Source organism: Streptomyces camponoticapitis, assembly GCF_014646115.1.
GTDB lineage: Bacteria > Actinomycetota > Actinomycetes > Streptomycetales > Streptomycetaceae > Streptomyces > Streptomyces camponoticapitis.
In genome coordinates this window covers 124,322-149,366 of sequence record NZ_BMMV01000015.1, presented here as the reverse complement: position 1 = coordinate 149,366, position 25,045 = coordinate 124,322, and the positions used below count along the sequence as shown (strand labels likewise).

Genomic DNA, 25,045 nt, shown 5'->3' with positions numbered 1-25,045 from the left:
CGGCACCGGAGATGGGACCGATCGTTGTCACACCTACGCCTGAACGAAGCCGCCGGGCGGGCGCGCGAGGGAGCCGCCGGTGGCCCGCGCGACGGTTCCCGGCCCGGCGAGCTGCGTGTTTCCGCGGGCGGTGCACCCCGCGCGCAGGCCGTACGGCCCCGTTCCCGCCGGTCCGGCGGCCGTACGGCGCACAGCCGGGCCCTGTGCGGAGGTGGTGGACCACTCCGGCCGGCCCGGCGCGTCAGCCGGCCCCCGACGGTCCGTCAGATCTCCGCCGGGGGCCAGGTATTGCGCGGGATGTTCACCCCACCTCCACACCACCCAGCCACACCCGGGCGGGTCGGAGCTCCTGGTCGAGCTCGACCAGGTCGGCTCGCAGGCCCGGCCGCAGCTCGCCCCGGTCGCTCAGCCCGAGCAGCCGGGCGGCGGTGCCGGACGTCATCCGTACGGCGTCCGCCAACGGAATGCCCACCGTCGCCACGGCCCTGCGGAACGCCTCCGCGACGAACAGCGTCGACCCGGCGAGCGTGTCGGTGCCGCGCAGCGTCGCCACCCCGCCCGCCACGGTCACCTCGCGGTCCGCGAAGGCGTACTCCCCGTCCGGCATGCCCGCAGCCGGCATCGCGTCACTGACCAGCACCAGCCGGTCGGGGCCCGCGACCCGGTGGGCCAGCCGGACGGTGTCGTCGGCCAGATGGTGGCCGTCCAGGACGAGTTCGCAGACCAGCCGGGGGTCCAGCAGCGCGGCGGCGACCGGCCCCGGCTCCCGGTGGTGCAGCGGCGGCATCGCGTTGAACAGGTGCGTCACCGCACGGGCACCGAGATCGGTGGCCCGCGCGAACCGGGCCGCGTCCGCGTCGGTGTGACCCAGACAGCAGACCAGCACGTCCGCGTACCGCCGGATCAGCTCCGGCGCGCCGGGCAGTTCCGGCGCCACGGTCATCGACACCGCGTGCCCGCCCGCCGCGTCGATCAGCCGCGCCAGCAGCGCGGGGTCGGGGTCGCGCAGCGCGGAGCGGGTCTGCGCGCCCCGGCGCAGGGGCGACAGGAACGGGCCCTCGAAGTGGATGCCCGCGAGACTGGGCGCGGACCCGTCGTCGATGACCGACGCGATCGCGCGTACGGCCGTCTCCATCGCGGACGGCTCGACCGTCGCGACGGACGCCAGCATCGTGGTCGTACCCCGCGCGAGATGACCCGCCGCCGCCCCCCGTACGGCGGCGGGATCCCCCGTGTAGACCGAGTGCCCGCAGCCGCCGTGGCAGTGCGGGTCCACGAACCCCGGCACGACGGTCCGGCCGCCCAGATCCACCACGGGCTCCGGCGTGCCGGGCGGGGCGCCGGTACCCATCGAGTGGATACGGCCGTCCCGCACGAGGAGCCACCCGTCCCTCACCCCGGCGTCAGGCGTGACGAACCTGCCGCCGGTGAACAGCCGCCCGCCACCGGCACCTTCCGGCCCCGGGGCCTGTCGTGCGGATCCCGGTACCGGACGGCCCGCCGTCATCGCCCGCCCAGCAGCGCGTCCACCGCGGCCCGCGCGCACACGCGTGAGGCTCCGAAGGTGCGGACCCAGCCCCGGAAGCCGCCGAAGTCGTGGCCCGGTACGCCCATGTCGACCACCACACAGCGGGGGTACCGCTCCAGCAGCTCGTCCAGGACCGGCCCCTGCCAGGGGAACCGGTGCGAGCTGCGCACCAGCAGCACCACGTCGGCGTCCGGCCCGAACTCGTCGAGATACAGGCCGACCTCGGCCTTGATCATGCCCTCTGCGTTGTAGGTGTCACCCGCCACCGCGAGAGCCTCGACGTCGACGCCCGCCGCGCGCAGCGGCTCCTCCACGCCCCAGGAGGCGCCGCCCTGCGCGGGCGAGTGCGTCGGGTCGAGCCGTACGACCAGGGCCCGCTCTCCCTTGAGCGCCACGTCGCCCCGTACCTCCAGGACGTCGCGGGCCTGCTGCTCGCCGACGGTGTCGTCGTGCCCGACGCCGGTGGCGCGCGGCCGGGTGCCGAGCTTGGCGAGCCGGGCGTTGGCCTCGCGCAGCCGCTCCTCGGGCAGGGTGCCGTCCTCGACCGCGGCCACCAGGGCGGCCGCCGCCGCGTCGACGTCGTCGCCGAACGCCCACGCGCCCAGGCACAGGGCGTCCGCGCCGGCCGCGACGGCCCGGACGGCCGCCTCGGGCAGGCTCGCCACGTCGGCGATCCCGCGCATCTCCAGCGCGTCGGTGATCACGACGCCGTCGAAGCCCAGCTCGTCGCGGAGCAGACCGGTGAGTACGGCGGGGCTGATGGTGGCCGGGACGTCGTCCAGCCGGCTGAGGTGGACGTGCGACACCATGATGCTGTCGACCCCGGCGGCGATGGCCGCACGGAACGGGTCGAGGTAGTGGTCCACCAGTTCCTGCCGGGACAGGTCCACGGTGGGCGTGCCGAGATGGGCGTCGGTGGAGCTGAGACCGTGGCCGGGGAAGTGCTTGGCGCACGCGCTCACCCCGGCCGCCTGGAGCCCCTCGACCCAGGCGGCCGCGTGCTTGGCGACCAGCGCGCGATCGGCGCCGAAGGTGCGGATGCCGTTGGGGGACAGGGGGTTGACGGCCGCGTCGACGGCGGGCGCCAGGTCCCAGTCGATGCCGGCCTCCACCAGGGAGAGGCCGATCTGGTAGGCGGACTCACGGGTCCGGGCGGGATCGTCGAGGCGGCCCAGGGCGTGATTGCCCGGTACGGACGTACCGCCGTAGCCCTCCAGCCGGTTGACGTCGCCGCCCTCCTCGTCGACGGAGAGCAGCACATGGTCACGGAGGCCGTGCAGGGCCGTGGTCAGCTCCCGCACCTGTTCGGCGGAGGCGATGTCCTTGCCGAACAGGACGAAGCCGCCGAGTCCTTCGGCGACCCGGGCGCGCGCCCACCTGGGGACGGTTCTGCGTCCGAGCGCGGGGAACAGCACGCCGTGGGCGAGCCGGGACAGCTCGGTCATGATTCGATTCCTCACCTTGCGGTTGATCGTTGTGCGGTGATGTGTGTGTGGCGGCGCGGGCCCGGTCAGCCCTTGACGGCGCCGCTGGTCATGCCGCCCACGAGGCGGCGCTGCACCAGCAGGAAGAAGACGAGAACGGGGACGGAGAAGATCGTCGAGGCCGCGATCATCGCGCCGTAGTCGACGCTCTCCGAGGTCTTGAACGACACCAGCCAGACCGGCAGCGTGTAGTTCTCCTGGGATTTCATGATCACGTAGGCGAAGATGTAGTCGTCCCACGCGTTGACGAAGGCGAAGATCGACGTCGCCACGATGCCCGGCATCAGCAGGGGCAGCAGTACCCGTACGTACATCTGGAACCGCCCGCACCCGTCGACGAGCGCGGCCTCCTCCAGCTCGACGGGAACACCCTCCACGAACCCGCGCAGCGTCCAGATCGTGAACGGCAGCACGAACGTCATGTACGTCAGGACGAGGCCCGGCAGGAAGTCCAGTCCGCCGACGGACCTGAGCATCAGATACACCGGGATGACCATGGCCGCAGCCGGCACCATCTGCACCAGCACCAGGATGGTCAGCACCGCCTTGCGGCCGGCGAACCGGAACCGCGCGATCGCGATCGCCGCGAACAGCGAGATGATCAGCGAGAGGACCACCGAGGAGAGCGTGACCGTCAGCGAGTTGCGGACGAACACCCAGAAGCCCGGCTTGTCCAGCGCCCGGGTGAAGTTCTCCAGGCTGATCGGCCAGGGGATGAACTTCGGTACCGAACTGAGGATGTCCGACCGCTCCTTGAGGGCGGTGGCGACCATCCAGTAGACGGGGAACACCATCACGGCGGACACGGCCATCGCGATCGTGTTGTTCACGCCGCGCCGACTGCGGGTTCTCATACGACATCTCCCTGCCGGGACAGCCTGCGGACGTAGGCGACGGAGAACAGGGCGAGGATCACCACGGTCACCACCGCGACCGAAGCGCCGCTGCCGTACTCGTTACGGCTGAACGCGGTGATGTACGCGTACACGCCGAGCGTGGTGGTCGCCCCGTCGGGACCGCCCTGCGTCAGCACCCAGATCGGGGTGAACGAGTTCACCGACCAGATCACTTCGAGGATGGTGAGGATGGCGAGGACGGGCCGCATGATCGGAATGGTGATGCTGCGGAACGTCTGGAGGGTCCCCGCGCCGTCGAGGCGGGCCGCCTCGTACAGGGACTCGGGTATCTGGCCGCGGGCGGCGAACAGGGTCAGCGCGACGAACGGCAGCCCCTTCCAGACCGTCAGCAGGATGATCAGGCCCAGCGCCTGGGTGGGGTGCGAGAACCAGTCGTAGACCGACATGTCCCCGAACACCCGGACTTGGGTGAGCAGCCAGTTGGCGACGCCGTACTGCGGCTGGAACATCCACTGCCAGACCAGCGTCGCCGCCACCATGGGCATCGCCCACACCAGCACCAGACAGACGGTGGTCACGACGCGGGCCCACGGCGAGATGCCCATCAGCAGGTGCGAGATCAGGAATCCCAGCACCATCAGCAGCGTCACGCACACCAGCGTGAACACCACGGTCCGCAGCAGGACCGCCAGGAAGTCGGCGTCCGTGAAGATCCGGGTGAAGTTGTCCAGGCCGATGAAGTCCGACTGCCCGGTGAACAGCGAGCGGGGGCCGAACTCCTGCGTCGACAGGGTGAGCAGCCGGACCAGGGGATAACCCTGGATCAGCAGGAGCGCGGCCAGCGCGGGGGCGATCATCGCCCAGGGCAGCATCCGGGACCGCCGTGCCGGACCGCGCCGGCCCGGTGGCCCGGTGCGGCGGTCCCTGTCCGGTGCGCGCACCGGACGGTGCTTCTCAGTGAGTGCCATCAGGCGTCCAGGGGTGTCAGTCGCTCAGCGAGTTGAAGGCTTCCGTCGCGTGCTTGTCGTACGCGGCGGACGACGAGGCGATGTCCGCACCGCTCGCGATCTTCGAGAAGAACTGTTCGTTGTAGCGCTCGGTCTCAAGCGTGGCCTCGCCGGGACTGTTCGGCAGCGGCTGGCTCACCTTGCTGGCCTGGGAGGCCACCGTCAGCTGCTCGGGCACGCCGGCCGGGGTGAACTCCGGGGAGATCGGCAGCAGATTGAGCTTCAGCGCCATCCGCTGCTGGAACTTCTCGCCGGAGACGACCCGCAGCCAGTCCTCGGCGGCGTCCCGGTCGGGGCTGCCCGCCGCGATACCGATGGTCGACCCGGAGACGATCACGGGCATCGTGCTGTTCCCGTCGTAGCCCGGCATCGCGAAGAAGCCGATGTTCTCCTTCATCTCCGGGTTCTTCTCGATGACGGCGGCCGGCTCCCACGCCTTGACGTAGGCCATGGCGGCCTTGCCGTCGGCGAACAGCTGGTCCTGGTCGGGGCTGTCGGTGTTGACGCCGCGGGAGGACGGGGTGGAGCAGGTGTTCTGGAAGTTCTTCCATGCCTTGAGGCCGGACTGGTTGGCCGCCGACGACATCTCGGCCTTCCACTCGCCGTCCTTCTGCGAGGCGACCTTGCCGCCCTTGGCGAAGAGGAAGGGCATGCCGTTGAACCAGTACTGGCCCGGCAGGTAGAAGCCGGAGAAGTTGGCCGTCCCCTTGTTCGACTCCGCCAGCGCGCCGCAGTGCTCCTGGAGTTCGGCGAGGGTCTTCGGGGGTGAGGTGATGCCCGCTTCCGCGAACATCTTCTTGTTGTACATGACCACTTTGGTGCCGCCGTAGAGCGGGACGGCGTACAGCTTGCCGTCGAACTCGGAGGGGGCGGAGAGACCGTCCAGCCAGCCGTCGGAGCCCTCGAAGGACTTCTTGTCCTCCGTGAGGTCGGCGAGGCCGCCGGAGTAGGTCTGCAGCGGGGTCTGGGTGTTGCCCATCTCCACGATGTCCGGCGGGTTGCCGCTGGCCAGCGCCGTGGTGATCTTGGTCGCGACACCGTCCCACTGCTGTATCTGGATGTCGACGTCGATGTCCGGATGGTCCTTCTTGAACTCGGCGGTCGCCTCCTTGATCAGAGGGTTGTCGCCGGGCCCGCCGGTCATCATCCAGATCGTCAGCTTGTTGTCGGAGTCGGACTTCGCCACCCCGCCACCGCCGCACGCCGTGAGCGTGAGCGCGAGGACCGGAAGTGCCGCGAGTGCGCACCGGGTCCGTGATCGATTCATCGTTGTCACCCTTCTGCCATCTGCTCGTCGTGGGTGGTGCGGGTGGTCGCGTCGTCGGTGCCGGAAGTGCTGGCGCCGGCGGCCGGGGCCGTGGGGGAGGTGGGACAGTCCGCGAGACGGCGGATGATCAGGTCGCGGTCGACGGCCACGGAGGCCGCGTCCTCGGCGCTGACGCCGAGCGAGTCGTAGAGACGGCCCAGCGAGGTCGCCATCGAGCCGAGCAGGCCCGCCGAGTCGCCGAGGTCCGATCGGCGCACCACGCTGCGGACGCCGACGGTGTCGGCGACCTGGTCGCTGATGGCGGCCAGCCGCGCGGTGTCGAAGGACTCCGAGAAACCGCCGGTGAGGACCACTGTGGCGGGCTCGTAGGAGAGCGCGACGATCGTGACGAGATGGGCCAGCGCGCCGTGCACCTCGGACAGCAGCGGCGCGTACGCCTCCGGGTCCGCGAACAGCGCCCGCGCCGTCGGCACGTCCACGCCTCTGCCACGCGCGTACGCCACCAGGTCGGCCCCGGACAGCAGATCGCGCAGCCGCTCCTCGCGGCCGGGCAGCGGGAGGCGGCCGAACTCGCCGAGCAGACCGGTCCTGCTGAGCAGCACCTGTCCGTCGATGGAGACGGCGGAACCGAGGCCGGTGCCCATGGCGAGCAGTACGGCGGTCTCCCGGTCCGGCAGCGATCCGTACTGGAGTTCGCCCCGCAGGGCGAGGTTGGAGTCGTTGCCGACCTCGGTCTCCACGCCCACGAGGGCGGAGACCTTCTCGATGAATCCGGTGCCCTTGATCTGGCCGAGATTGTGCGATGCGACGACGGACCGTCCGTCGCCGGTGACGACACCGGGCAGGCCGATCGTGACGGTGTGCAGGGGGACGCCGTCGCCGTGCCGCTCGACGAGATCGGTGATCCGGCCGGCCACCCAGGCGGCGAGTTCGTCCGCCGTCGCGTCGCGCGGCGTGGTGTCCCGGCTCCTGATGATCGCGCGGCCCAGCGCGTCCGCCACCACCACACGGCAGTTGGTGCCGCCGAGGTCGACTCCGCAGACCAGAGCGGAGCGGTGGTTGAAACTCACGGACGTCGACTGTCTGCCGGGGCCCTCCCGGAGCACCCGGAAACCCTCCAGGGCGAGGGACTCGGCCATCAGGTCGTCCACGATGCGGAACACCGTGGCCCGGCTCAGGCCGGTGTCCGCGACGAGCCGTTGACGGTCCGTGTCCGCGCCGGACAGCAGGGCCGCGATCACGGCGCTGCGGTTGGAGGTGCGGGGGAGCGAGGTAGTTGCCACAATTCCTCTCACTCTGAGATTAATTTGGTGGCGCAACTTTAGGCACAGGTGAGCGACGAAAACCAGACATGCGGCACATCACATTCAGATAACCGCGACGACCCACCCGCCACGCCCGTCACACAGTTCGGGTCCGTGCTTCCCTGGGCGGAGCCGTCACCCGTGCGGCTCCCGCTCCCGGCGACGACGTACCCTGGCGCGATGACGGCAAGCGAACTCGGCACCCATCGACGGCCGGTGCGCCGGTAACCGGCCGGGACGGAGCGTCGAGACCATGCGAAACCGGCCGATCCCCGGCAGCGCCGGACGGGTGCGTCCCCTGCGGCTGCTCGGCGACCCGGCCCTGCACGCCCCCTGCGCGCCCGTCACGGACTTCGGGCCGCGACTCGCGCGGCTGGTCGAGGACCTGTTCGCGACGATGTACCGGGCGAGCGGGGTCGGCCTCGCGGCGAACCAGATCGGGGTGCCGCTACAGGTGTTCGTGTACGACTGCCCCGACGACGAGGACGTCCGCCATCTCGGACACGTCGTCAATCCCCGGCTGGTGGAGGCGGACGGGGTCACCGTACGGGGGCCCGAGGGCTGCCTCTCGCTGCCCGGCCTCGAAGCGGGCACGGAGCGGTTCGACCACGCGGTGGTGGAGGGCGTGACGGTGGACGGTGAGCCCGTACGGATTCACGGCACAGGCTTCTTCGGGCGCTGCCTCCAGCACGAGTGCGACCATCTGGAGGGGCTGGTCTACGCCGACCGGCTGACGGGTCTGCGCCGGGCCAAGCTGCTGCGGGCGGCGCGGCGCGCGTCCTGGAGCTGAGCGCCGGGCCGCCTCGTACCCCCGGGCGGACGTGTCAGAGCCCGGGGCTGCCCGCCCGGTCGGCCACCGCCGACAGCCTGCCCCACAGCAGATCGGCCAGACTGCTCACCAACTGGGCGCGGGAGCAAGGGCGTTCGCCGAGCCACCAGTCACCGGCCGCGTGCATCATGCCGACGATCCCATGGCCCCAGACACGGGCCAGCTGCGCGCTCCCCGGGCCGAGGTCGACCCGCTCCTCGATGACGACGGCCAGCTCCTCGCCGAGGCGGCGCAGCAGCGGCGCCGAGTGCCGGCCCACGTCGAAGCCCTGCTCGGGGAGTTGGCTGTCCTCGGCGGGATGCATCAGGAAGCGGTACACCTGGGGACGCGCCTCGATCGCGGCGAGATACGTGTCGAGCGTGGCCTCCACCCGCTCGCGGCGGTCGGCGGGCGCGTCGAGCGCCGCCTTCAACGCGCTGAGCAGCGCGTCCGTATGACGCTTCGCCAGGGCGCGGTAGAGCCCGCCCTTGTCGCCGAAGTGGCGGTAGAGGATCGGCTTGGTGATACCCGCCTCCGCCGCGATCGCGTTCATGGAGGCTTTCGGGCCGTCACGCAGCACGACCCGGTCGGCGGCCTCCAGGAGTTGGCGGCGCCGCTGATGGGCTGAGCGGTGCTGGTCGGCCTGCTGTGTGGTCCCCATGAGTGTCTCCCCGCCCGAGCGATTCCGTGACGCCCCGGCAACGTAACACCAAGGCCGCCGTCCCCGCAGATCAGACTGCCGCAGGTTGACATCCTCTACTTGCCGGTAACAGACTTGTGTTACCGTAAGTAACAGCAGTGCTGGAGGATGACGATGGCCGAGTTCACGTTCGAACTCAACGATGACCAGAAGCATGTACGCGACTGGCTGCACGGGTTCGCCGCCGATGTCATCCGCCCGGCCGCCGCGGAGTGGGACGAGCGGGAGGAGACTCCATGGCCCGTGATCCAGGAAGCCGCCAAGGTCGGCGTCTATTCCCTCGACTTCTACGCACAGCAGTACTTCGACCCCACGGGCCTCTCCATCCCCATGGTGATGGAGGAGCTGTTCTGGGGTGACGCGGGCATCGCCCTGTCGATCGTCGGCACCGGACTCGCCGCCGTCGGTGTGCTCGCCAACGGCACCGAGGAGCAGATAGGCACCTGGATACCGCAGATGTACGGCGACGCGGACGACGTGAAGGTCGCCGCGTTCTGCTCCTCCGAGCCCGACGCCGGATCGGACGTCGCCGCCATGCGCACCCGCGCGGTCTACGACGAGGCGAAGGACGAGTGGGTCCTCAACGGCACCAAGACCTGGGCGACCAACGGCGGCATCGCCAATGTGCATGTCGTGGTCGCCGTCGTGGACCCCGGGGCCGGCTCCAAGGGGCACGCCTCCTTCATCGTGCCGCCCGCCACGCCCGGCCTCTCCCAGGGCCAGAAGTTCAAGAAGCACGGCATCCGCGCCTCGCACACGGCCGAGGTGGTCCTGGAGGACGTCCGCGTCCCCGGCCACTGCCTGCTGGGCGGCAAGGAGAAGCTGGACGAGCGGCTGGCCCGCGCCCGCGAGGCCAGGGCGGGCGGCGGGGGCGCGACGGGCGGCGGCGAGCGCGTGAAGAACGCCGCCATGGCGACCTTCGAGGCCTCACGCCCCGCCGTCGGCGCCATGGCGGTGGGCACGGCCCGCGCCGCCTACGAGGTGGCGCTCGACTACGCCAAGACCCGCAGCCAGTTCGGCCGCCCGATCATCGACAACCAGGGCATCGCGTTCCAGCTCGTCGACATGCGCACCCAGATAGACGCGGCCCGGCTGCTCGTGTGGCGCGCCTCCTGGATGGCGGCCACGGGCAAGCCCTTCACCGCCGCGGAGGGCTCCATGTCGAAGCTCTACGCGAGCGAGGCGGCGAAGGAGGTCACCGCGCAGGCGGTGCAGATCCTCGGCGGCAACGGATTCACCCGGGAGTACCCGGTGGAGCGGATGCACCGCGACAGCGCGATCTACACGATCTTCGAAGGCACCAGCGAGATCCAGCGCCTGGTCATCGCGCGGACGCTGTCGGGGATGCCGATCCGCTGAGGCGACGCGGGCCGGGTGGCTCACTCGCAGGCGACGCCGTCGCCGTCGCGGTCCAGATGCGAGCCGTAGCCGGGGTCTCCGGTGCGGATGGGGTCGGCGCCGGCGGCCCGGACGGCGGTGCAGTTGGCGTAGTACGTGGAGCCGCCTCCCGAGCCGCCCGTGTCCGAGCCCCCCGAGCCGTTCGACCCGCCGCTGTCACCGTTGTCGTCGGCGGCGGGCGCGACCGTGACCCTGACGGTCTTCGTCTCGGTGACGGTCGGCGCGGGCTTGGGAGTGGCCGTCACCGTCTCGGCGGCCACCGGTTCCGGGGTGGCCGTCGTGGTGGCCGTGACCGTCGTCGTGGGACCCGGCTTCGCGTCGGCCTTGTCCTCAGTCTGCGCCGTGCCGCCCGCCGAGCCGAAGCCCACGCCCAGGAAGAACAGCAGCGCCACCAGTGGAAGCAGCACCCGCTTGCGCGTCCACTTCGGACGTCCGCCGGGCGGCGGTGCCGGCGGGCCGGCATACGGGTTGGGACCGGGCGCGGCGGGTGGTGGAAAGCTCATGTGTGTCCCCCAAGGGCTGCTTCGTGAGGGGATGACCGTAGCGGCGTGACTTGCCCCCTTGTACGACCCTCGCTCCGGTTGTGGCGAAACCGTGATGAGAGCGTGGATGCATGGTGTATGAACCGGTGCCGGGTCCGGACACACCGGTGCCCGGCCCCCTGTCAGGGGCCGGGCACAGTGGTGAAGAGCGCGCGTTACGCGGGGAGTTGAGCCTCGATCGCCGCGACGACCTCAGGGGCCTCCGGCTCCGTACGGGGACGGATCCGGCCCACGACCTCACCCTCCGGGGAGATCAGGAACTTCTCGAAGTTCCACTGCACGTCACCCGCCTCGCCCTCGGCGTCGGCACGCTCGGTCAGCGCCGCGTACAGCGGGTGCCGGTTCTCGCCGTTGACCTCGGACTTCTCCAGCAGCGGGAAGCTCACGCCGTACGTCGTCGAGCAGAACGTCTCGATCTCCTCGGCGCTGCCAGGCTCCTGGCCCGCGAACTGGTTGCAGGGCACGCCCACGACCGTCAGGCCACGCTCGCCGTACGTCTGCTGGAGCCGCTCCAGGCCCGCGTACTGCGGAGTGAGACCGCACTTCGACGCCACGTTCACCACCAGCACCGCCCGGCCCTTGTACGCGGCCAGGGAGGTGGGCTCACCGCTGAGCGTGCGCAGCGGGATGTCGTACACAGTCATCAAGGTCTCCTCGGAGCAGTCGGTCCCCGTAATCCCCACCATTGTCGCGCTTCACCCGCCGAGCTTGCGGAACAGCCCCTCCTGGACGACCGAGACCAGAAGCCGGCCCGAGCGGTCGTAGATACGCCCCCGGGCCAGCCCCCGCCCGCCGGTCGCGATCGGCGACTCCTGGTCGTACAGGAACCACTCGTCCGCCCGGAACGGCCGGTGGAACCACATCGCGTGGTCCAGCGACGCCATGTCGTACCCGCGCGGCCCCCACAGCGGCTCAACCGGGATACGGACCGCGTCCAGCAGCGTCATGTCGCTCGCGTACGTCAGCGCGCAGGTGTGCACCAGGGGGTCGTCGCCCAGCGGGCCCACCGCCCGCATCCACACCGCGCTGCGAGGATCCGCCCGCTCGATCTCCTCCGCCGTCCAGCGCAGCCGGTCCGCGTAGCGGATGTCGAACGGCTGTCGGCGCGCCATCCGCTCGAACGTCTCCGGCAGCCCGCCCAGATGCTCACGGACCTCGTCGGCCACCGTCGGCAGGGACTCCGGGTCCGGGAAGTCGAGGCGCGGCGGCAGCTGGTGCTCGAAGCCGCCCTCCTCGGGGTGGTGGAAGGACGCCGTCAGATTGAAGATCGTCCGCCCCTCCTGCACCGCGGTGACCCGGCGCGTCGTGAACGACCGGCCGTCCCGCACCCGCTCCACCTGGTAGACGATCGGCACACCGGGCCGGCCCGGCCGCAGGAAATACGCGTGCAGCGAGTTGACCGGCCGGTCGCTCTCCGTGGTGCGCCCGGCCGCCACCAGGGCCTGGCCGGCGACCTGGCCGCCGAAGACCCGTTGCAGCGACTCGTGCGGGCTGCGCCCGCGGAAGATGTTGACCTCGATCCGCTCCAGATCGAGCAGGTCGACCAGTCTCTCGGCGGGATTCGTCATGGTTCTCGTACTCCACGGGTATCGATCGGCCAGGGACTCTCAGACGCTCGACAACTGGCCCACGGAGGTGACACGGACCACGGCCCGGCCCTCCTCGTCGGACGCGGCGAGATCGACCTCCGCGCTGATGCCCCAGTCATGGTCGCCGTTCGGATCGGCGAACGACTGCCGGACCCGCCACAGCCCGTGGGCCGGGTCCTCCTCGATGCCGAGCAGCTTCGGCCCACGCGCGTCGGGACCGGTGCCCAGCTCCTCGTACTCGTCCCAGTAGCCGTCCATCGCCTCGCCCCAGGCGTCCGCGTCCCAGCCCGATTCGGCGTCCATCTCGCCCAGCTCGTTCACCCTGTCCAGCGCCGCCAGCTCCACCCTGCGGAACATCGCGTTGCGCACCAGGACCCGGAAGGCACGGCCGTTCGCCGTGACCGGCTTGACCTGGTCGGCCTTCTCCCGCGCCTCCTCGGCGGTCTCCACCTCCGGGTTGGCCAGCTGCTCCCACTCGTCCAGGAGGCTGGAGTCGACCTGCCGCACCATCTCGCCCAGCCAGGCGATCAGATCCTCCAGGTCCTCCGACTTGAGGTCGTCGGGGATGGTGTGCTCGAACGCCTTGTACGCGCCCGCGAGATACCGCAGCACGATGCCCTCCGTGCGCGCCAGCTCGTAGTGGGACGTGAACTCCGTGAAGGTCATGGCCCGTTCGTACATGTCACGGATGACGGACTTCGGCGACACCGGGTGGTCGCCGACCCACGGATGGCTGGTGCGGTAGACCTCGTACGCGTGCCACAGCAGCTCTTCCAGGGGCTTCGGATACGTGAACTCCTGGAGCCGCTCCATCCGTTCCTCGTACTCGACGCCGTCGGCCTTCATCTGCCCGATCGCCTCGCCCCGCGCCTTGTTCTGCTGCGCGGCGAGGATCTGCCGGGGATCGTCCAGCGTCGACTCGACCACGGAGACCATGTCCAGCGCGTACGAGGGCGAGGCCGGGTCCAGCAGTTCGAACGCGGCCAGTGCGAAGGTCGACAGCGGCTGGTTGAGCGCGAAGTTCTGCTGGAGGTCGACGGTGAGCCGGATGATGCGGCCCTCCGCGTCCGGGGTCTCCAGCCGCTCCACCACGCCGCCGTCCAGCAGCGACCGGTAGATGGCGATCGCGCGCCTGATGTGCCGCAACTGCTGCTTGCGCGGCTCGTGGTTGTCCTCCAGGAGACGGCGCATCGCCTCGAAGGCGTTGCCCGGCCGCGCGATGACCGACAGCAGCATGGTGTGGGTGACCCGGAAGCGGGAGGTCAGCGGCTCCGGGTCGGAGGTGATGAGCTTGTCGAACGTCGTCTCCGACCAGGCGACGAAACCCTCGGGGGCCTTCTTGCGGACCACCTTGCGGCGCTTCTTCGGGTCGTCGCCCGCCTTGGCGAGCGCCTTCTCGTTCTCCACGACATGCTCGGGCGCCTGCGCGACGACGAAGCCCGCCGTGTCGAAACCGGCCCGGCCCGCGCGGCCCGCGATCTGGTGGAACTCGCGGGCGCGGAGCGTGCGTACGCGCGTGCCGTCGTACTTGGTCAGTGCCGTGAACAGCACGGTACGGATGGGGACGTTGACGCCGACGCCGAGCGTGTCCGTACCGCAGATCACCTTCAACAGACCCGCCTGCGCGAGCTTTTCGACGAGCCGGCGGTACTTCGGCAGCATCCCCGCGTGGTGCACCCCGATGCCATGGCGTACGTAACGGGAGAGATTGCGGCCGAACTTGGTGGTGAAACGGAAGTTGCCGATCAGATCGGCGATCCGGTCCTTCTCCTCACGCGTGCACATGTTGATGCTCATCAGCGACTGCGCGCGCTCGACGGCCGCCGCCTGCGTGAAGTGCACGATGTAGACCGGCGCCTGACGGGTCTCCAACAGCTCGGTCAGCGTCTCGGTGATCGGGGTGAGCCGGTACTCGTAGCTCAGCGGCACCGGCCGCGTCGCCGAGCGGACCACGGAGGTCGGCCGGCCCGTGCGGCGGGTCAGGTCCTCCTCGAACCGCGACACGTCGCCGAGCGTCGCCGACATCAGGATGAACTGCGCCTGCGGCAGTTCCAGGAGCGGGATCTGCCAGGCCCAGCCCCGGTCCGGCTCCGCGTAGAAGTGGAACTCGTCCATCACGACCTGGCCGATGTCGGCCTGCTTGCCGTCGCGCAGTGCGATGGAGGCCAGCACCTCCGCCGTGCAGCAGATCACCGGCGCGTCGGCGTTCACGGACGCGTCGCCGGTGAGCATGCCGACGTTCTCGGTACCGAAGAGCTTGCACAGGTCGAAGAACTTCTCCGACACCAGCGCCTTGATCGGGGCGGTGTAGAAGGTGACCTTGTCCTGGGCCAGCGCCGTGAAGTGCGCACCCGCCGCGATCAGGCTCTTTCCGGAGCCGGTGGGGGTGGAGACGATCACGTTCGCCCCGGAGACCACCTCGATCAGCGCCTCCTCCTGAGCCGGATAGAGCGTGATGCCCTCGCCCTCGGCCCATGACGAGAAAGCCTCGAAGAGGGCATCGGGGTCGGCATCCGGCGGCAGCTGATCAATAAGGGTCACGCCCCCATCTTGCCTGCCTTCCGCCCGGAAGCGGGAACCGGACGACAGGCGGAAGATCACTCCCGGTACGCTGCTCTGTCAACTGGGCCTTTCCGCAACGGCGGTGGGCCCATCGCACGTACCACCAGGGCGACGACGGGGCGGGGATCGATCATGCGGGGACGACCATGATGGGGCCGGCGCACTCGCTGTCGGGTGCCGCCGCCTGGCTGGGTGTGGGAGCCGCCGCGGCGGCGGCCGACCGCGCCATGCCGTGGCCCGTGCTGGTCGTCGGAGCGCTGATCTGCGCGGGCGCGGCGCTCGCCCCCGACCTGGACCACAAGTCGGCGACGATCTCGCGGGCGTTCGGCCCGGTGTCCAAGGCGGTCTGCGGCATCGTCGACAAGCTGTCGTTCGCCGTCTACAAAGCGACGAAGAAACCGGCCGACGCCCGCAGGACCGGCGGTCACCGCACACTCACGCACACCTGGCTCTGGGCCGTCATGATCGGCGGCGGCGCCTCGGCGACGGCGGTCCTCGGCGGACGCTGGGCGGTACTCGCGCTGCTCTTCGTCCATATGGTGCTGGCCGTGGAGGGCCTGCTCTGGCGGGCGGCACGGGTCTCCAGCGACGTACTGGTGTGGCTGCTCGGCGCGACGAGCGCGTGGATCCTGGCCGGCGTACTGGACAAACCGGGCAACGGCTCGGACTGGCTCTTCACCGCCCCGGGCCAGGAGTATCTGTGGCTGGGGCTGCCGATCGTCCTGGGCGCGCTGGTGCACGACATCGGCGACGCGCTGACGGTGTCGGGCTGCCCGATCCTGTGGCCGATACCGGTGGGCCGCAAGCGCTGGTACCCGATCGGCCCGCCGAAGGCGATCCGCTTCAGGGCCGGGAGCTGGGTGGAGATAAAGGTGCTGATGCCGGCGTTCATGCTGCTCGGCGGGGTGGGCGGCGCGGCGGCGCTGAACGTGATCTGACGGGACGGGGCGGGGGCGCCGGACCGGGGTGGCGTACACACCCGGACTACTCCCGCAGAGCCGTCTTGATCATGGCGACGAGGTCGTTGACCGTCGCCAGGGTGGAGCGCTGTTCGGCGGCATCGTCGGAAGGGAACCGCGCCAGGAGGGCGGCGGACTCCTCCGCCGCGGACAGGGCCTCGGCCGGGCGGAGTCGGCGCAGGTTGTCGGCGACGAGGTAGAGCGCCGCGGCGACACCGCGGTAATGGGAGGGGGATTCGGCGGCCAGGGCACGCCAGAGCGTGGCGGCCTCTCGCGCCGCGGTGGCCGCTTCCTCCGCCCGGCCGGTGCCGGTGAACTTGTCCGCGAGGTAGCGCAGGGCGAGGCCCAGTTGGTAGCGGTGTTCGGCACTGTTGTCCCGGGCGGCGCAGCGGCGCCAGACGCGGACGGACTCAAGACCCGCGTTCACGGATTCCTGTCGGCGTCCCAGCTCCCACAGCGACTGGGACAGGATTTTCATCGTGACCGCGAGACCGAGTTCGTGCGCGGCGGGGTCGTCCCGCGCCAGGCGGCGATAGGTCTCGGCGATCCGCTTCATGACACGCACCGCCTGGGGCCGGGCCATCCGGTGATACGGGTTGCCGTCCTCGGTGGGATCGAGTCCGGCCAGTTGGGCGGCAATCCAGGTGACCGCGCTCGCCAGGGTCGCGTTGAGAGGCCCGGCTCCGTCGGCCCACGTCTCCTGTGCCGTCTCGTTCAGGTAGGCCACGGCTTCGTCCCACCGGCCCGCTCTCGCCAGATGGAGGCTCGCCTGGCCCAGCACGCCGTTGATGTCGGACCGTCCGATCAGGCCGTCGTCCCCCGCGTAGGAGATCTCGTCCGAGGTCCTGAGGAGGTGGATGATGTCGCGGTGCAGGCTGATCACCTCCTCCCCGTCGGCCGACGCGTCCAGCGTTCCCTGGAGGGCCATCAGGGCCCTCAACAGCGCGGACGCGCGCCCGGAGGTATTGCCGTGAGCCAGACGCCCCAGCACCCGCACGGCCACGCCGCGCCCCGTCCCCGTACCGGTGGCCCGTTCCTGCAACCACACGAAGCTGATCGCATGGGCCATGACTTCGAACCAGGGATCCTTGTCCTCGCCCGCTTCCGGGCTTCGACGGCTCAGCTCGGCTGCCTCGCTGAGCACGTCGACGGCTTCCTCGGCCCGCTCGAGCCTCAGCAGCACCGCACCCTGGGTGGAGAGGGTGAAGACCAGGTCCCGCACATGTTCGTCCGGAGCCTCGCTTGCCAGCCGACGGGCGATGCCGACCGCCTCGTCGGCCAGCGCCCACGCCTGTCCGGGATGCTGTCCGGCCAGGGCCGTGGCGGAGGTCACCAGCACATAGGGCAACTGGTGAGCCCATTCACCGGGATCCGCGTCCGCCAGCCCGCGGGCCAGGTCGATCGCCTCCAGTGCGGCTCCCACCGCCGTGTCGGACGGTCCCAGCCGCGGAACGAGGAAGGCGGCAGCCGTCAGTGCGGCCACCAGGTTCCCCTGGTGTTCGGCGGGGTTCACCGCCGCCAGCCGACGGAAGCCCTCGATGGCTTCCCGGAACGCGGTCGCCGCCTGGTCGAGCCGCTCGGTGTCGGCCGCGAGGTTCGCGGCGGGGTCCCGCGCCCACGGCTCCAGCTCCGCGAACACCAGGGCCATGGCCAGTTCGAACGACGCCTCCGCGAAGAGGGCTTCGTAGTCCGGTGGGTTCGAGGCGGCGAGCTCCCTGTACAGCCGCACCGCCTCCGCGAAGGCGGGAGCGGCCGTCTCGGCCCGGCGCGCCTTGTCGAGCCGCTGCCCCAACTCGCGGTGGATCCGTGCGTGTTCGCCGGGATCGGTGGTGGCCGACAGGCGCAGGGGGGCGAGCCGCTCGGTGAGGTCGGCCGCCGCCGCGGCGAGCTCCTCGCCTCTGTCGGCGTCGTCCGGCAGGCGCGCGTCGAGGGCGGCCAGGGTGGGGAGCAGATGGGGCCAGCGGTGGCTGGCGGCGGTGAGGAAGGTGAGGGCGCGGGGGGCGTAGGGCGGCAGATCGCCCGCGCCGTTCCGGTCGGGATCGTTTTCGGAGACGGCGGACCCGGCCGTGGGCACGACCGGCAGCAGGAGTTCGGGCATGCCGGCGGCCCAGGGATCGGCGGCGTGGTCGGTCAGGCCATGGCCCGGAAGGGACAGCGCGAGAAAGTCCTCGGCCAGGCGGTCGGGGTAGAGGGGTTCCAGGACCGTGTCGGAGGCGCCGGGCGGATAGCAGTACGCGTGGTCGGTGAGCAGGCGGTCCGCGGCGGCACCGAGTCCGGCCCTCTCCAGTGCCCCCTTCGCCTCCCGGTAGGGGAGCGATCCGGTGAGGGCCGCGACGAACACCGCACGGGAGACCTCCGCCGTGGTGGAACTGAGCGCCCCGGCCTCGTGCAACGTGCGCCAGTGGCGGCGTTCCCTGTCCAGCAGGTAGGCGGTCAGGCCGGTCATGTCCGGCGCGGTGGTCGCGGGCGCGGAGTGCGCGTGGCGGTCCACGGTCGCGAGCGCCGCCAGATGGACCGCGAGCGTCAGTCCGAAGTCCGGTCCGCTCAGTTCGCCCGGCGGTTCGATGTCGTACGCCGGCATGCCGTAGAGCTCCGCGAAGGCGTCGCGTGCGGCGAGGAACATGCCATGGCGCTCGCCTTCGCCGACCCCGCCGACGTCCGTCAGGGGTGGCAGGGCGTACGTCGACACGTCGGCCTGGAGGTCGGCCACGGAGGCGCGGACGGCGGGCCAGGCGTCCCGGCCGCGGGCCAGTAGAAGCACCCGGGCCTGGACGGTGACCTGGTGCAGAAGAGCGTTGCTGAGCAGCCACGTCAGATGGGCCACCGGCCACCGGTCGGCATAGTCGACCACCAGGAGGACACCGGCGCGGGTGTCGGTGCGCAGGTCCTGGCTCCCAGGCGGCGGGTGGGCGACTCCGGGGCCGCGCCCGGCCGTCGCCGCGGTCCAGCCGACCTCCGCGGACTCCTTCGCGAATCGCGCGGCCAGCCGGCTCTTGCCCTGGCCGCCCTGAGCGTGCAGCCACCGGACCGCGAGGCGGGGGCCGCCGTCGCGCCAGCGGCGAAGGTCGGACAGCGCTTCCTCGCGCCCGGTGAAGCCGACGACCTCGTACCGCGCGTTCAACATACGGCTGGGCAGGTCCAGGAGCCAGGACGGGTCCGGCCGGGGCGCGCGGCGCCACTGCTGAAGGACGTAGAGCGGCACGCCGTCGCCGAACACATGGATGTCCGCGCCGATGCAGCCGTAGGCGAAACCGTTGACCGCCTGCACGGTCTGCTCATGGGAGTGTCTCAACGGCGGGCTCCAGTGGGCGCGGTGTCCCTGCCGGGGATCACCTTGCAGCCTGGCTCCGGCATCAAGTCCCCCGTCATCACGGTGAGTTCGCGCATGTCACGTGATGACGAGGGTATAGCCCGGCCCCCGCCCGCCGGTCCGCGTCAGCGCATACGCGGACCGGCGAAACCGCTCAGCCGTGCCAGGAGCGCCACAGCGCCGCGTACGCGCCGCCCGCCGCCACCAGTTCGTCGTGACTGCCCAGCTCGCTGATCCGGCCCTCCTCGACCACCGCGATCACGTCCGCGTCGTGCGCCGTGTGCAGCCGGTGTGCGATGGCCACGACCGTACGGCCGTCCAGCACCTTCGCCAGCGACCGCTCCAGATGCCGGGCGGCGCGCGGGTCGAGCAGTGACGTCGCCTCGTCCAGGACCAGCGTGTGCGGGTCGGCCAGCACCAGCCTCGCCAGCGCGATCTGCTGCGCCTGCGCCGGTGTGAGCGTGGTGGCGCCGGAGCCGACCTCGGTGTCGAGTCCGTCGTCGAGCGCGCGGGCCCAGCCGTCCGCGTCGACCGCCCCGAGGGCCGCCCACAGCTCGGCGTCGGCCGCGTCCGCGCGGGCCAGCCGCAGATTGTCGCGCATCGAGCCCACGAAGACGTGGTGCTCCTGGTTGACCAGCGCGACATGGCCGCGCACCCGCTCGGCGGGCATCCGTGACAGCTCGGCCTTGCCGAGAGTGATCCGGCCCGTCCGCGGCCCGTAGATCCCCGCGAGGAGCCGTCCCAGCGTGGACTTGCCCGCGCCGGACGGTCCGACCAGCGCGACGCGGGTGCCGGGCGCGACGTCCAGAGTCACCTCGTGGAGTACGTCGACGCCTTCGCGGTAACCGAAGTTGACGTGATCGGCGCTGACATCGCGGCCGTCCGGCACGACCGTCTCGTCACCGTCGTCCGGCTCGATCTCGCGTACGCCGACGAGCCGGGCGATGGACACCTGCGCCACCTGGAGTTCGTCGTACCAGCGCAGGATCAGCCCGACCGGGTCGACGAGCATCTGCGCGAACAGCGCGCCCGTCGTCAGCTGCCCGACGGTGATCCAGCCCTGGAGCACGAAGACACCGCCGCCCACCAGCGTCGCCGCGAAGATCGTGACATGGGTGAGGTTGATGACCGGGAAGAGCACCGAGCGCAGATAGAGCGTGTACCGCTCCCACGCCGTCCACTCCTTGACCCGCCGGTCGGACAGCGCCACCCGGCGGCGGCCGAGGCGGTGCGCCTCGACCGTCCGGCCGGCGTCGATCGTCTCGGCGAGGACGGCGGCGACCGCCGCGTACCCGGCCGCCTCCGAGCGGTACGCCGCCGGCGCCCGCCTGAAGTACCAGCGGCAGCCGACGACCAGCAGCGGCAGCGCGACCACCACCGCGAGGGCCAGCGGCGGCGCGGTGACACCCAGCGCGCCGATCAGCAGCGCGGCCCACACGACACCGATCGTGAGCTGCGGTACGGCTTCCCGCATGGCGTTGGCGAGCCGGTCGATGTCCGTGGTGATACGGGACAGCAGGTCGCCGGTGCCGGCCCGCTCAAGGACGCCGGGCGGCAGCCGTACCGACCGTACGAGGAAGTCCTCGCGCAGGTCGGCCAGCATCCGCTCACCGAGGATCGCGGCGCGCAGCCGCATCATCCGGGTGAAGACGGTCTGGATGATCAGCGCGCCCGCGAAGATCGCGGCGGTGCGCTCCAGATGGAGTTCCCCGGCCCCCTTGGCGCCCTCGGACAGGTCCTCGACGACGCCGCCGAGCAGATACGGCCCCGCCATGGAGGCGATCACCGCGACCGCGTTGACGACGATGAGCAGGACGAACGCCTTGCGGTGCCGCCGCAGCAGCTCCACGACGTAGCTCCGCACCGTCGCCGGGCGGGCGACGGGCAGGGTCGTGGCCGACTCAGGGGCCGCCGGGTCGTACTCCGGTGGTGCCACGCCGATCATGCGGATTCCTCGATCTCTGCCAGTTCTTCGCGTGTCTTCAGCGGTGGCGGCACCTGCGCGTCGTCGCCCGGCGCGGAGCCCGGCCCGCCGGCGGTCCCGGCCTCGGCCTCGGCCGCCTCCTCCTCGTCCGTCCGGCGGGTGACGACGCTCAGATAGCGCGGGTCGTCCCGCAGCAGCTCCCGGTGCTGCCCCACGGCCGCGACCTTCCCGTCGTGGACGAAGACCACGGTGTCCGCCCGGTCGAGCAGCAGCGGCGACGACGCGAACACGACCGTCGTACGGCCGCTCCGCAGCCGCCGTACGCCCTCCGCGATCCGGGCCTCCGTGTGCGAGTCCACGGCCGACGTGGGCTCGTCCAGGACCAGTACCTCCGGGTCGGCGACCAGCGAGCGGGCGAGCGCGAGCCGCTGGCGCTGCCCGCCGGAGAGCGACCGGCCGCGCTCGGTGATGCGCGAGCGCAACGGGTCGCCGCTGCCGTCCACCGACGCCTGTACGAGCGCGGCGAGCACGTCGTCGCACTGCGCGGCGTCCAGCGCGTCCCGGGGCTTCACGGCGCCGGACGCGGGCACGTCCAGCAGCTCGGTGAGTGTCCCGGACAGCAGAACCGGATCCTTGTCCTGTACGAGGACCGAGGCGCGCGCCGCTTCCAGCGGAAGGTCGTCGAGCGCCACCGATCCCAGCAGCACGGACGCGCTCTTCTCCTCCTCGGCCGCGTGTCCGCCCAGCCTTTCGGCCAGCCGCCCGGCCGCGTCGGGATCGCCGCACACGACGGCGGTCAGCTGCCCGGCCGTGGCGAGCATGCCGGTCGCCGGGTCGAAGAGGTCACCCGTGGGACGGGCGTCGTCGAGACCGCCGCGCTCGTCCTCGTAAGAGGTCCGCTCCAGCCGCAGCACGCGGGCCGCGCGCGTCGCCGAGGGACGCGAGAAGGAGTACGCCATGGCGATCTCCTCGAAATGACGGAGCGGGAAGAGCAGCAGCGTGACCGCGCTGTAGACGGTGACCAGTTCGCCGACCGAGATACGTCCGTCACCCGCGAGGATCGCGCCGTACCAGACCACCGTGATCAGCAGGATTCCCGGCAGGAAGACCTGGATCGCCGAGATCAGCGCCCACATGCGGGCGCTGCGGACGGCCGCGGCGCGGACCTCCTGGGAGGCCTCGCGGTAGCGCGTGAGGAACAGCTCCTCGCCGCCGATGCCGCGCAGCACCCGCAGTCCGGCCACGGTGTCGGCGGCCAGTTCGGTGGCCCGGCCCGCCTTCTCGCGCTGGACATCGGCGCGTTGGGTGGCCCGGGGGAGCAGCGGCAGCACGGCCAGGGCGAGCACCGGTACCCCGATGGCCACGACCGCGCCGATCGAGGGCAGATAGAACACGAGACTGACGCAGACCACGACGACGGCGATGGCCGCCGCCAGGAAGCGCGACAGCGCCTCGACGAACCAGCCGATCTTCTCGACGTCACCCGTCGAGACGGCGACCACCTCGCCGGCCGCGACCCGGCGGGTCAGCGCCGATCCCAGCTCGGCGGTCTTGCGGGCCAGCAGCTGCTGTACGCGAGACGCCGCGGTGATCCAGTTGGTGACCGCCGTCCGGTGCAGCATCGTGTCGCCGAGAGTGATCGCGCAGCCGAAGAGGGCGATGACCGCACCGGCCAGCGCGAGCCGCCCGCCCGAGCGGTCCACGACGGCCTGCACGGCGAGTCCGGCCCCCAGTGGCAGCCCGGCGACGCCCAGCTGGTGCAGGAGTCCCCACGAGAGCGATTTGAGCTGGCCACGCAGTTGTCTGCGCCCGAGCCAGTACAGGAAGCGCGGTCCTGACCGGGCGTCGGGTCTCCCCGGATCGGGGTACGGAAGATCGCGAATCTGCATGACGTCCCAGTGAGTCGTGGAGTGGCCCAAACCGTCCAAGGTTGTGCTTCGGGCACGGTCCGAGGCAATCGATTATTCGTTTCTCGGCCACATGGGAGTGACATGCGACGAGGCCCGGTCGGCACGCTCGTGCCGACCGGGCCCGCCCAGTGTCCGCCGTGGCCAGGACTTCTTCCACGACTTCCAGGACTTTCCGCTGCTACGACTTCCGGGAGGACTCCTCGGCCGGCTTCTCGGAATCCGTGCCGGGACGGGACTTCTTCCACTCGCCGCGGGTGAAGTCCGGGATCTGCTGGGGCTTGCCGTTCGCCTTGATGGACGCGTGGCTGAGCGGTACGGGAGCGGTCCAGGTCGCGGCGTCGTAGACGTCGAAGTCGGGCACCAGACCGAGTCGGACGCACTGCATCAGGCGGAAGACCATGATGTAGTCCATCCCGCCGTGCCCACCCGGCGGATTCGCGTGCTCCTTCCAGAGCCAGTGGTCCCACTCGGCGTACGCGCCGAAGTCGCCCCACTCGTCGTTGGCGTGATCCGGCTCGATGTAGATGCGCTCGGGGTAGTCCTCGAAGACGCCCCTGGTACCGCCGAGACTGTTGATGCGGCTGTACGGGTGAGGCGTCGAGACGTCGTGCTCCAACCGGATGACCCGGCCCTTGGCCGTCTGGACCAGACTGATCGTCCGGTCGCTGTTGACGTACGTCTCCTTCCAGCTGGGGTCGCCCGGCGGCATGTTCTCCTCGCGGTACTGCGCGAGGGTGAGCGCCGGCGTGCCGATGCTGGTGATGCTGACGGCGCGGTCACCGCGGTTGATGTCCATGTAGTTGGCGACCGGGCCGAAGCCGTGGTTCGGATAGAGGTCGCCACGGAGCCGGGTGTGCCACAGCCGGCGCCAGGGGCCCTCGTAGTAGTCCGGGTCGAACATCAGACCGCGCAGGTCGTGGTTGTACGCGCCGGCGCCGTGCAGCAGATCGCCGAACAGGCCCGCGTGCGCCATCCGTAGGACGCGCATCTCGTTCTTGCCGTACGCGCAGTTCTCCAGCTGCATGCAGTGGCGCCGGGTGCGCTCGGAGAGGTCGACCAGCTTCCACAGCTCGTCGAGCCGCATCGCGATCGGACACTCCACGCCGACGTGCTTGCCGCTCAGCATGGCCGTCTTGGCCATCTCGAAGTGGAAGTCCCACGGAGTGGCCACGTAGACGAAGTCGACGTCGCCGCGCGCGCAGAGGTGTTCGTAGTCGTGCTCGTCCTTCGTGTAGACGGCGGGCGCCGGCTGCCCGGCCTTGACGACCTTGGCGGCGGCGCTGAGGGCTTTGTCCTTCACCGTGTCGCACACGGCGACGACCTGGACGCCGGGCACCGCGAGGAACAGATCGATCATGCTGCCGCCGCGGTTGCCGAGGCCGATGATGCCCACGCGGACGGTCGAGCGGCCTTCGAAGGGCACGCCGGCCATCGTGCGGCCCTGGCGCTCCGGGACGGCGGAGGACTCGGCGCTGTCGGGGGCGGACTGTGCGGCGGCCGCCCCGGTTCCGGACGCCGACGTGGGCCCAGCGGCGGAGGCGGTGCCGGTGCCCAGGGCACTGAGCCCGAGGCCGGCGCCGGCCACGCCCGCCGTCGTTCTGAGAGCGGAACGGCGGCTCATCGAGCCGCCGTTGTCCTTGTTCGCGTCGTCCTCGCCGGGGTTCTGCGGTGCTGCGTCGTTCATGAAGCCTCCATAGGAGCTGACGTGCGCGGCGGAATTGAACCTCGGTGAGGACCTTGGTAGTTGGGGCTGGTGATGCGCAAGGGGACTCGTTTGGACTCTTGGATCGAACCCTTGGACTCTTGGGCCGTAAACACGCTCGGGGACGCTCCCGGTCGGCAGCACCACTCGACGGCCCGGCTCGACGGCCCGGCTCAGCAGCCCCGTTCACCAGC

Annotated in this window: 18 protein-coding genes; 3 read left to right on the top strand and 15 right to left on the bottom strand. The window is 71.0% G+C overall.

The window, feature by feature from the left end:
• Positions 1-301 precede the first annotated feature (301 nt).
• The 6 genes from nagA to IEY79_RS22765 form a co-directional block, all read right to left on the bottom strand.
• Positions 302-1,435: an N-acetylglucosamine-6-phosphate deacetylase gene (gene nagA, locus IEY79_RS22790; RefSeq protein ID WP_268240599.1), complete on the bottom strand. Its 1,134-nt coding sequence runs from the start codon at positions 1,433-1,435 to the stop codon at positions 302-304.
• Between the two features lie 68 nt (positions 1,436-1,503).
• The gene (locus tag IEY79_RS22785; RefSeq protein WP_189109417.1) at positions 1,504-2,973 is read right to left on the bottom strand and encodes a glycoside hydrolase family 3 protein; all 1,470 of its coding nucleotides are present in this window, start codon (positions 2,971-2,973) and stop codon (positions 1,504-1,506) included.
• A 65-nt stretch (positions 2,974-3,038) separates the two neighbouring features.
• Positions 3,039-3,866 carry a carbohydrate ABC transporter permease gene (locus IEY79_RS22780; RefSeq protein WP_189109416.1) on the bottom strand — a complete coding sequence of 276 codons (828 nt, stop codon included), beginning with the start codon at positions 3,864-3,866 and terminating at the stop codon, positions 3,039-3,041.
• Positions 3,863-4,837: a carbohydrate ABC transporter permease gene (locus IEY79_RS22775; protein WP_189109415.1), complete on the bottom strand. Its 975-nt coding sequence runs from the start codon at positions 4,835-4,837 to the stop codon at positions 3,863-3,865. The genes IEY79_RS22780 and IEY79_RS22775 overlap by 4 nt, the downstream gene beginning before the upstream one ends.
• A 16-nt stretch (positions 4,838-4,853) precedes the next feature.
• Positions 4,854-6,143, bottom strand: a complete 1,290-nt coding sequence (locus IEY79_RS22770; RefSeq protein ID WP_189109414.1) for an extracellular solute-binding protein — start codon at positions 6,141-6,143, stop codon at positions 4,854-4,856.
• A 5-nt stretch (positions 6,144-6,148) separates the two neighbouring features.
• Positions 6,149-7,426, bottom strand: coding sequence for an ROK family protein (locus IEY79_RS22765; RefSeq protein ID WP_189109413.1), 1,278 nt, complete (start codon positions 7,424-7,426; stop codon positions 6,149-6,151).
• Between the two features lie 274 nt (positions 7,427-7,700).
• Between IEY79_RS22765 and def the strand changes: the two genes are divergently transcribed.
• Positions 7,701-8,237, top strand: coding sequence for a peptide deformylase (gene def / locus IEY79_RS22760; RefSeq protein WP_189109412.1), 537 nt, complete (start codon positions 7,701-7,703; stop codon positions 8,235-8,237).
• 34 nt (positions 8,238-8,271) lie between these two features.
• On the opposite strand, the gene IEY79_RS22755 is transcribed toward def, so the two are convergent.
• Positions 8,272-8,916 (bottom strand): TetR/AcrR family transcriptional regulator, encoded by a 645-nt coding sequence (locus IEY79_RS22755; protein WP_189109411.1) that lies wholly within the window; start codon positions 8,914-8,916, stop codon positions 8,272-8,274.
• A gap of 153 nt (positions 8,917-9,069) precedes the next feature.
• Between IEY79_RS22755 and IEY79_RS22750 the strand changes: the two genes are divergently transcribed.
• Positions 9,070-10,314, top strand: a complete 1,245-nt coding sequence (locus IEY79_RS22750; RefSeq protein WP_189109410.1) for an acyl-CoA dehydrogenase family protein — start codon at positions 9,070-9,072, stop codon at positions 10,312-10,314.
• Positions 10,315-10,334: 20 nt separating this feature from the next.
• On the opposite strand, the gene IEY79_RS22745 is transcribed toward IEY79_RS22750, so the two are convergent.
• The 4 genes from IEY79_RS22745 to IEY79_RS22730 all read right to left on the bottom strand — a co-directional run bounded on the left by IEY79_RS22745 (position 10,335) and on the right by IEY79_RS22730 (position 15,025).
• The gene (locus tag IEY79_RS22745; RefSeq protein ID WP_189109409.1) at positions 10,335-10,856 is read right to left on the bottom strand and encodes an excalibur calcium-binding domain-containing protein; all 522 of its coding nucleotides are present in this window, start codon (positions 10,854-10,856) and stop codon (positions 10,335-10,337) included.
• A 194-nt stretch (positions 10,857-11,050) separates the two neighbouring features.
• On the bottom strand, positions 11,051-11,539 hold the full coding sequence (locus tag IEY79_RS22740; protein ID WP_189109408.1) for a glutathione peroxidase: 489 nt from the start codon (positions 11,537-11,539) through the stop codon (positions 11,051-11,053).
• 51 nt (positions 11,540-11,590) lie between these two features.
• Positions 11,591-12,463: an acyl-CoA thioesterase gene (locus IEY79_RS22735; RefSeq protein WP_189109407.1), complete on the bottom strand. Its 873-nt coding sequence runs from the start codon at positions 12,461-12,463 to the stop codon at positions 11,591-11,593.
• A gap of 39 nt (positions 12,464-12,502) precedes the next feature.
• Positions 12,503-15,025, bottom strand: a complete 2,523-nt coding sequence (locus IEY79_RS22730) for a DEAD/DEAH box helicase (RefSeq protein WP_189109406.1) — start codon at positions 15,023-15,025, stop codon at positions 12,503-12,505.
• A 167-nt stretch (positions 15,026-15,192) separates the two neighbouring features.
• Between IEY79_RS22730 and IEY79_RS22725 the strand changes: the two genes are divergently transcribed.
• Positions 15,193-15,984, top strand: a complete 792-nt coding sequence (locus tag IEY79_RS22725) for a metal-dependent hydrolase (RefSeq protein ID WP_189109405.1) — start codon at positions 15,193-15,195, stop codon at positions 15,982-15,984.
• A 46-nt stretch (positions 15,985-16,030) separates the two neighbouring features.
• Here the strand turns inward: IEY79_RS22725 and IEY79_RS22720 are convergent, their stop codons facing one another.
• The 4 genes from IEY79_RS22720 to IEY79_RS22705 all read right to left on the bottom strand — a co-directional run bounded on the left by IEY79_RS22720 (position 16,031) and on the right by IEY79_RS22705 (position 24,833).
• Positions 16,031-19,297 (bottom strand): hypothetical protein, encoded by a 3,267-nt coding sequence (locus IEY79_RS22720; protein WP_189109404.1) that lies wholly within the window; start codon positions 19,295-19,297, stop codon positions 16,031-16,033.
• A gap of 172 nt (positions 19,298-19,469) precedes the next feature.
• A complete protein-coding gene (locus IEY79_RS22715) occupies positions 19,470-21,260 on the bottom strand; it encodes an ABC transporter ATP-binding protein (RefSeq protein ID WP_189109403.1) in 1,791 nt (596 codons plus the stop codon).
• Entirely contained in the window at positions 21,257-23,128 is a 1,872-nt protein-coding gene (locus tag IEY79_RS22710; protein WP_189109402.1) for an ABC transporter transmembrane domain-containing protein, read from the bottom strand. Before IEY79_RS22710 ends, IEY79_RS22715 begins: the two co-directional genes overlap by 4 nt.
• 199 nt (positions 23,129-23,327) lie before the next feature.
• Complete coding sequence (locus tag IEY79_RS22705; protein ID WP_189109401.1) at positions 23,328-24,833, bottom strand: Gfo/Idh/MocA family protein; 1,506 nt, start codon at positions 24,831-24,833, stop codon at positions 23,328-23,330.
• Positions 24,834-25,045 lie beyond the last annotated feature (212 nt).

Excerpts from the sequence above, each read along its gene's own strand:
- IEY79_RS22785 (WP_189109417.1), bottom strand. The coding sequence starts at position 2,973 with ATGACCGAGCTGTCCCGGCTCGCCCACGGCGTGCTGTTCCCCGCGCTC.
- IEY79_RS22780 (WP_189109416.1), bottom strand. The coding sequence starts at position 3,866 with ATGAGAACCCGCAGTCGGCGCGGCGTGAACAACACGATCGCGATGGCC.
- IEY79_RS22775 (WP_189109415.1), bottom strand. The coding sequence starts at position 4,837 with ATGGCACTCACTGAGAAGCACCGTCCGGTGCGCGCACCGGACAGGGAC.
- IEY79_RS22770 (WP_189109414.1), bottom strand. The coding sequence starts at position 6,143 with ATGAATCGATCACGGACCCGGTGCGCACTCGCGGCACTTCCGGTCCTC.
- def (WP_189109412.1), top strand. The coding sequence starts at position 7,701 with ATGCGAAACCGGCCGATCCCCGGCAGCGCCGGACGGGTGCGTCCCCTG.
- IEY79_RS22755 (WP_189109411.1), bottom strand. The coding sequence starts at position 8,916 with ATGGGGACCACACAGCAGGCCGACCAGCACCGCTCAGCCCATCAGCGG.
- IEY79_RS22750 (WP_189109410.1), top strand. The coding sequence starts at position 9,070 with ATGGCCGAGTTCACGTTCGAACTCAACGATGACCAGAAGCATGTACGC.
- IEY79_RS22745 (WP_189109409.1), bottom strand. The coding sequence starts at position 10,856 with ATGAGCTTTCCACCACCCGCCGCGCCCGGTCCCAACCCGTATGCCGGC.
- IEY79_RS22740 (WP_189109408.1), bottom strand. The coding sequence starts at position 11,539 with ATGACTGTGTACGACATCCCGCTGCGCACGCTCAGCGGTGAGCCCACC.
- IEY79_RS22735 (WP_189109407.1), bottom strand. The coding sequence starts at position 12,463 with ATGACGAATCCCGCCGAGAGACTGGTCGACCTGCTCGATCTGGAGCGG.
- IEY79_RS22725 (WP_189109405.1), top strand. The coding sequence starts at position 15,193 with ATGATGGGGCCGGCGCACTCGCTGTCGGGTGCCGCCGCCTGGCTGGGT.
- IEY79_RS22715 (WP_189109403.1), bottom strand. The coding sequence starts at position 21,260 with ATGATCGGCGTGGCACCACCGGAGTACGACCCGGCGGCCCCTGAGTCG.
- IEY79_RS22710 (WP_189109402.1), bottom strand. The coding sequence starts at position 23,128 with ATGCAGATTCGCGATCTTCCGTACCCCGATCCGGGGAGACCCGACGCC.
- IEY79_RS22705 (WP_189109401.1), bottom strand. The coding sequence starts at position 24,833 with ATGAACGACGCAGCACCGCAGAACCCCGGCGAGGACGACGCGAACAAG.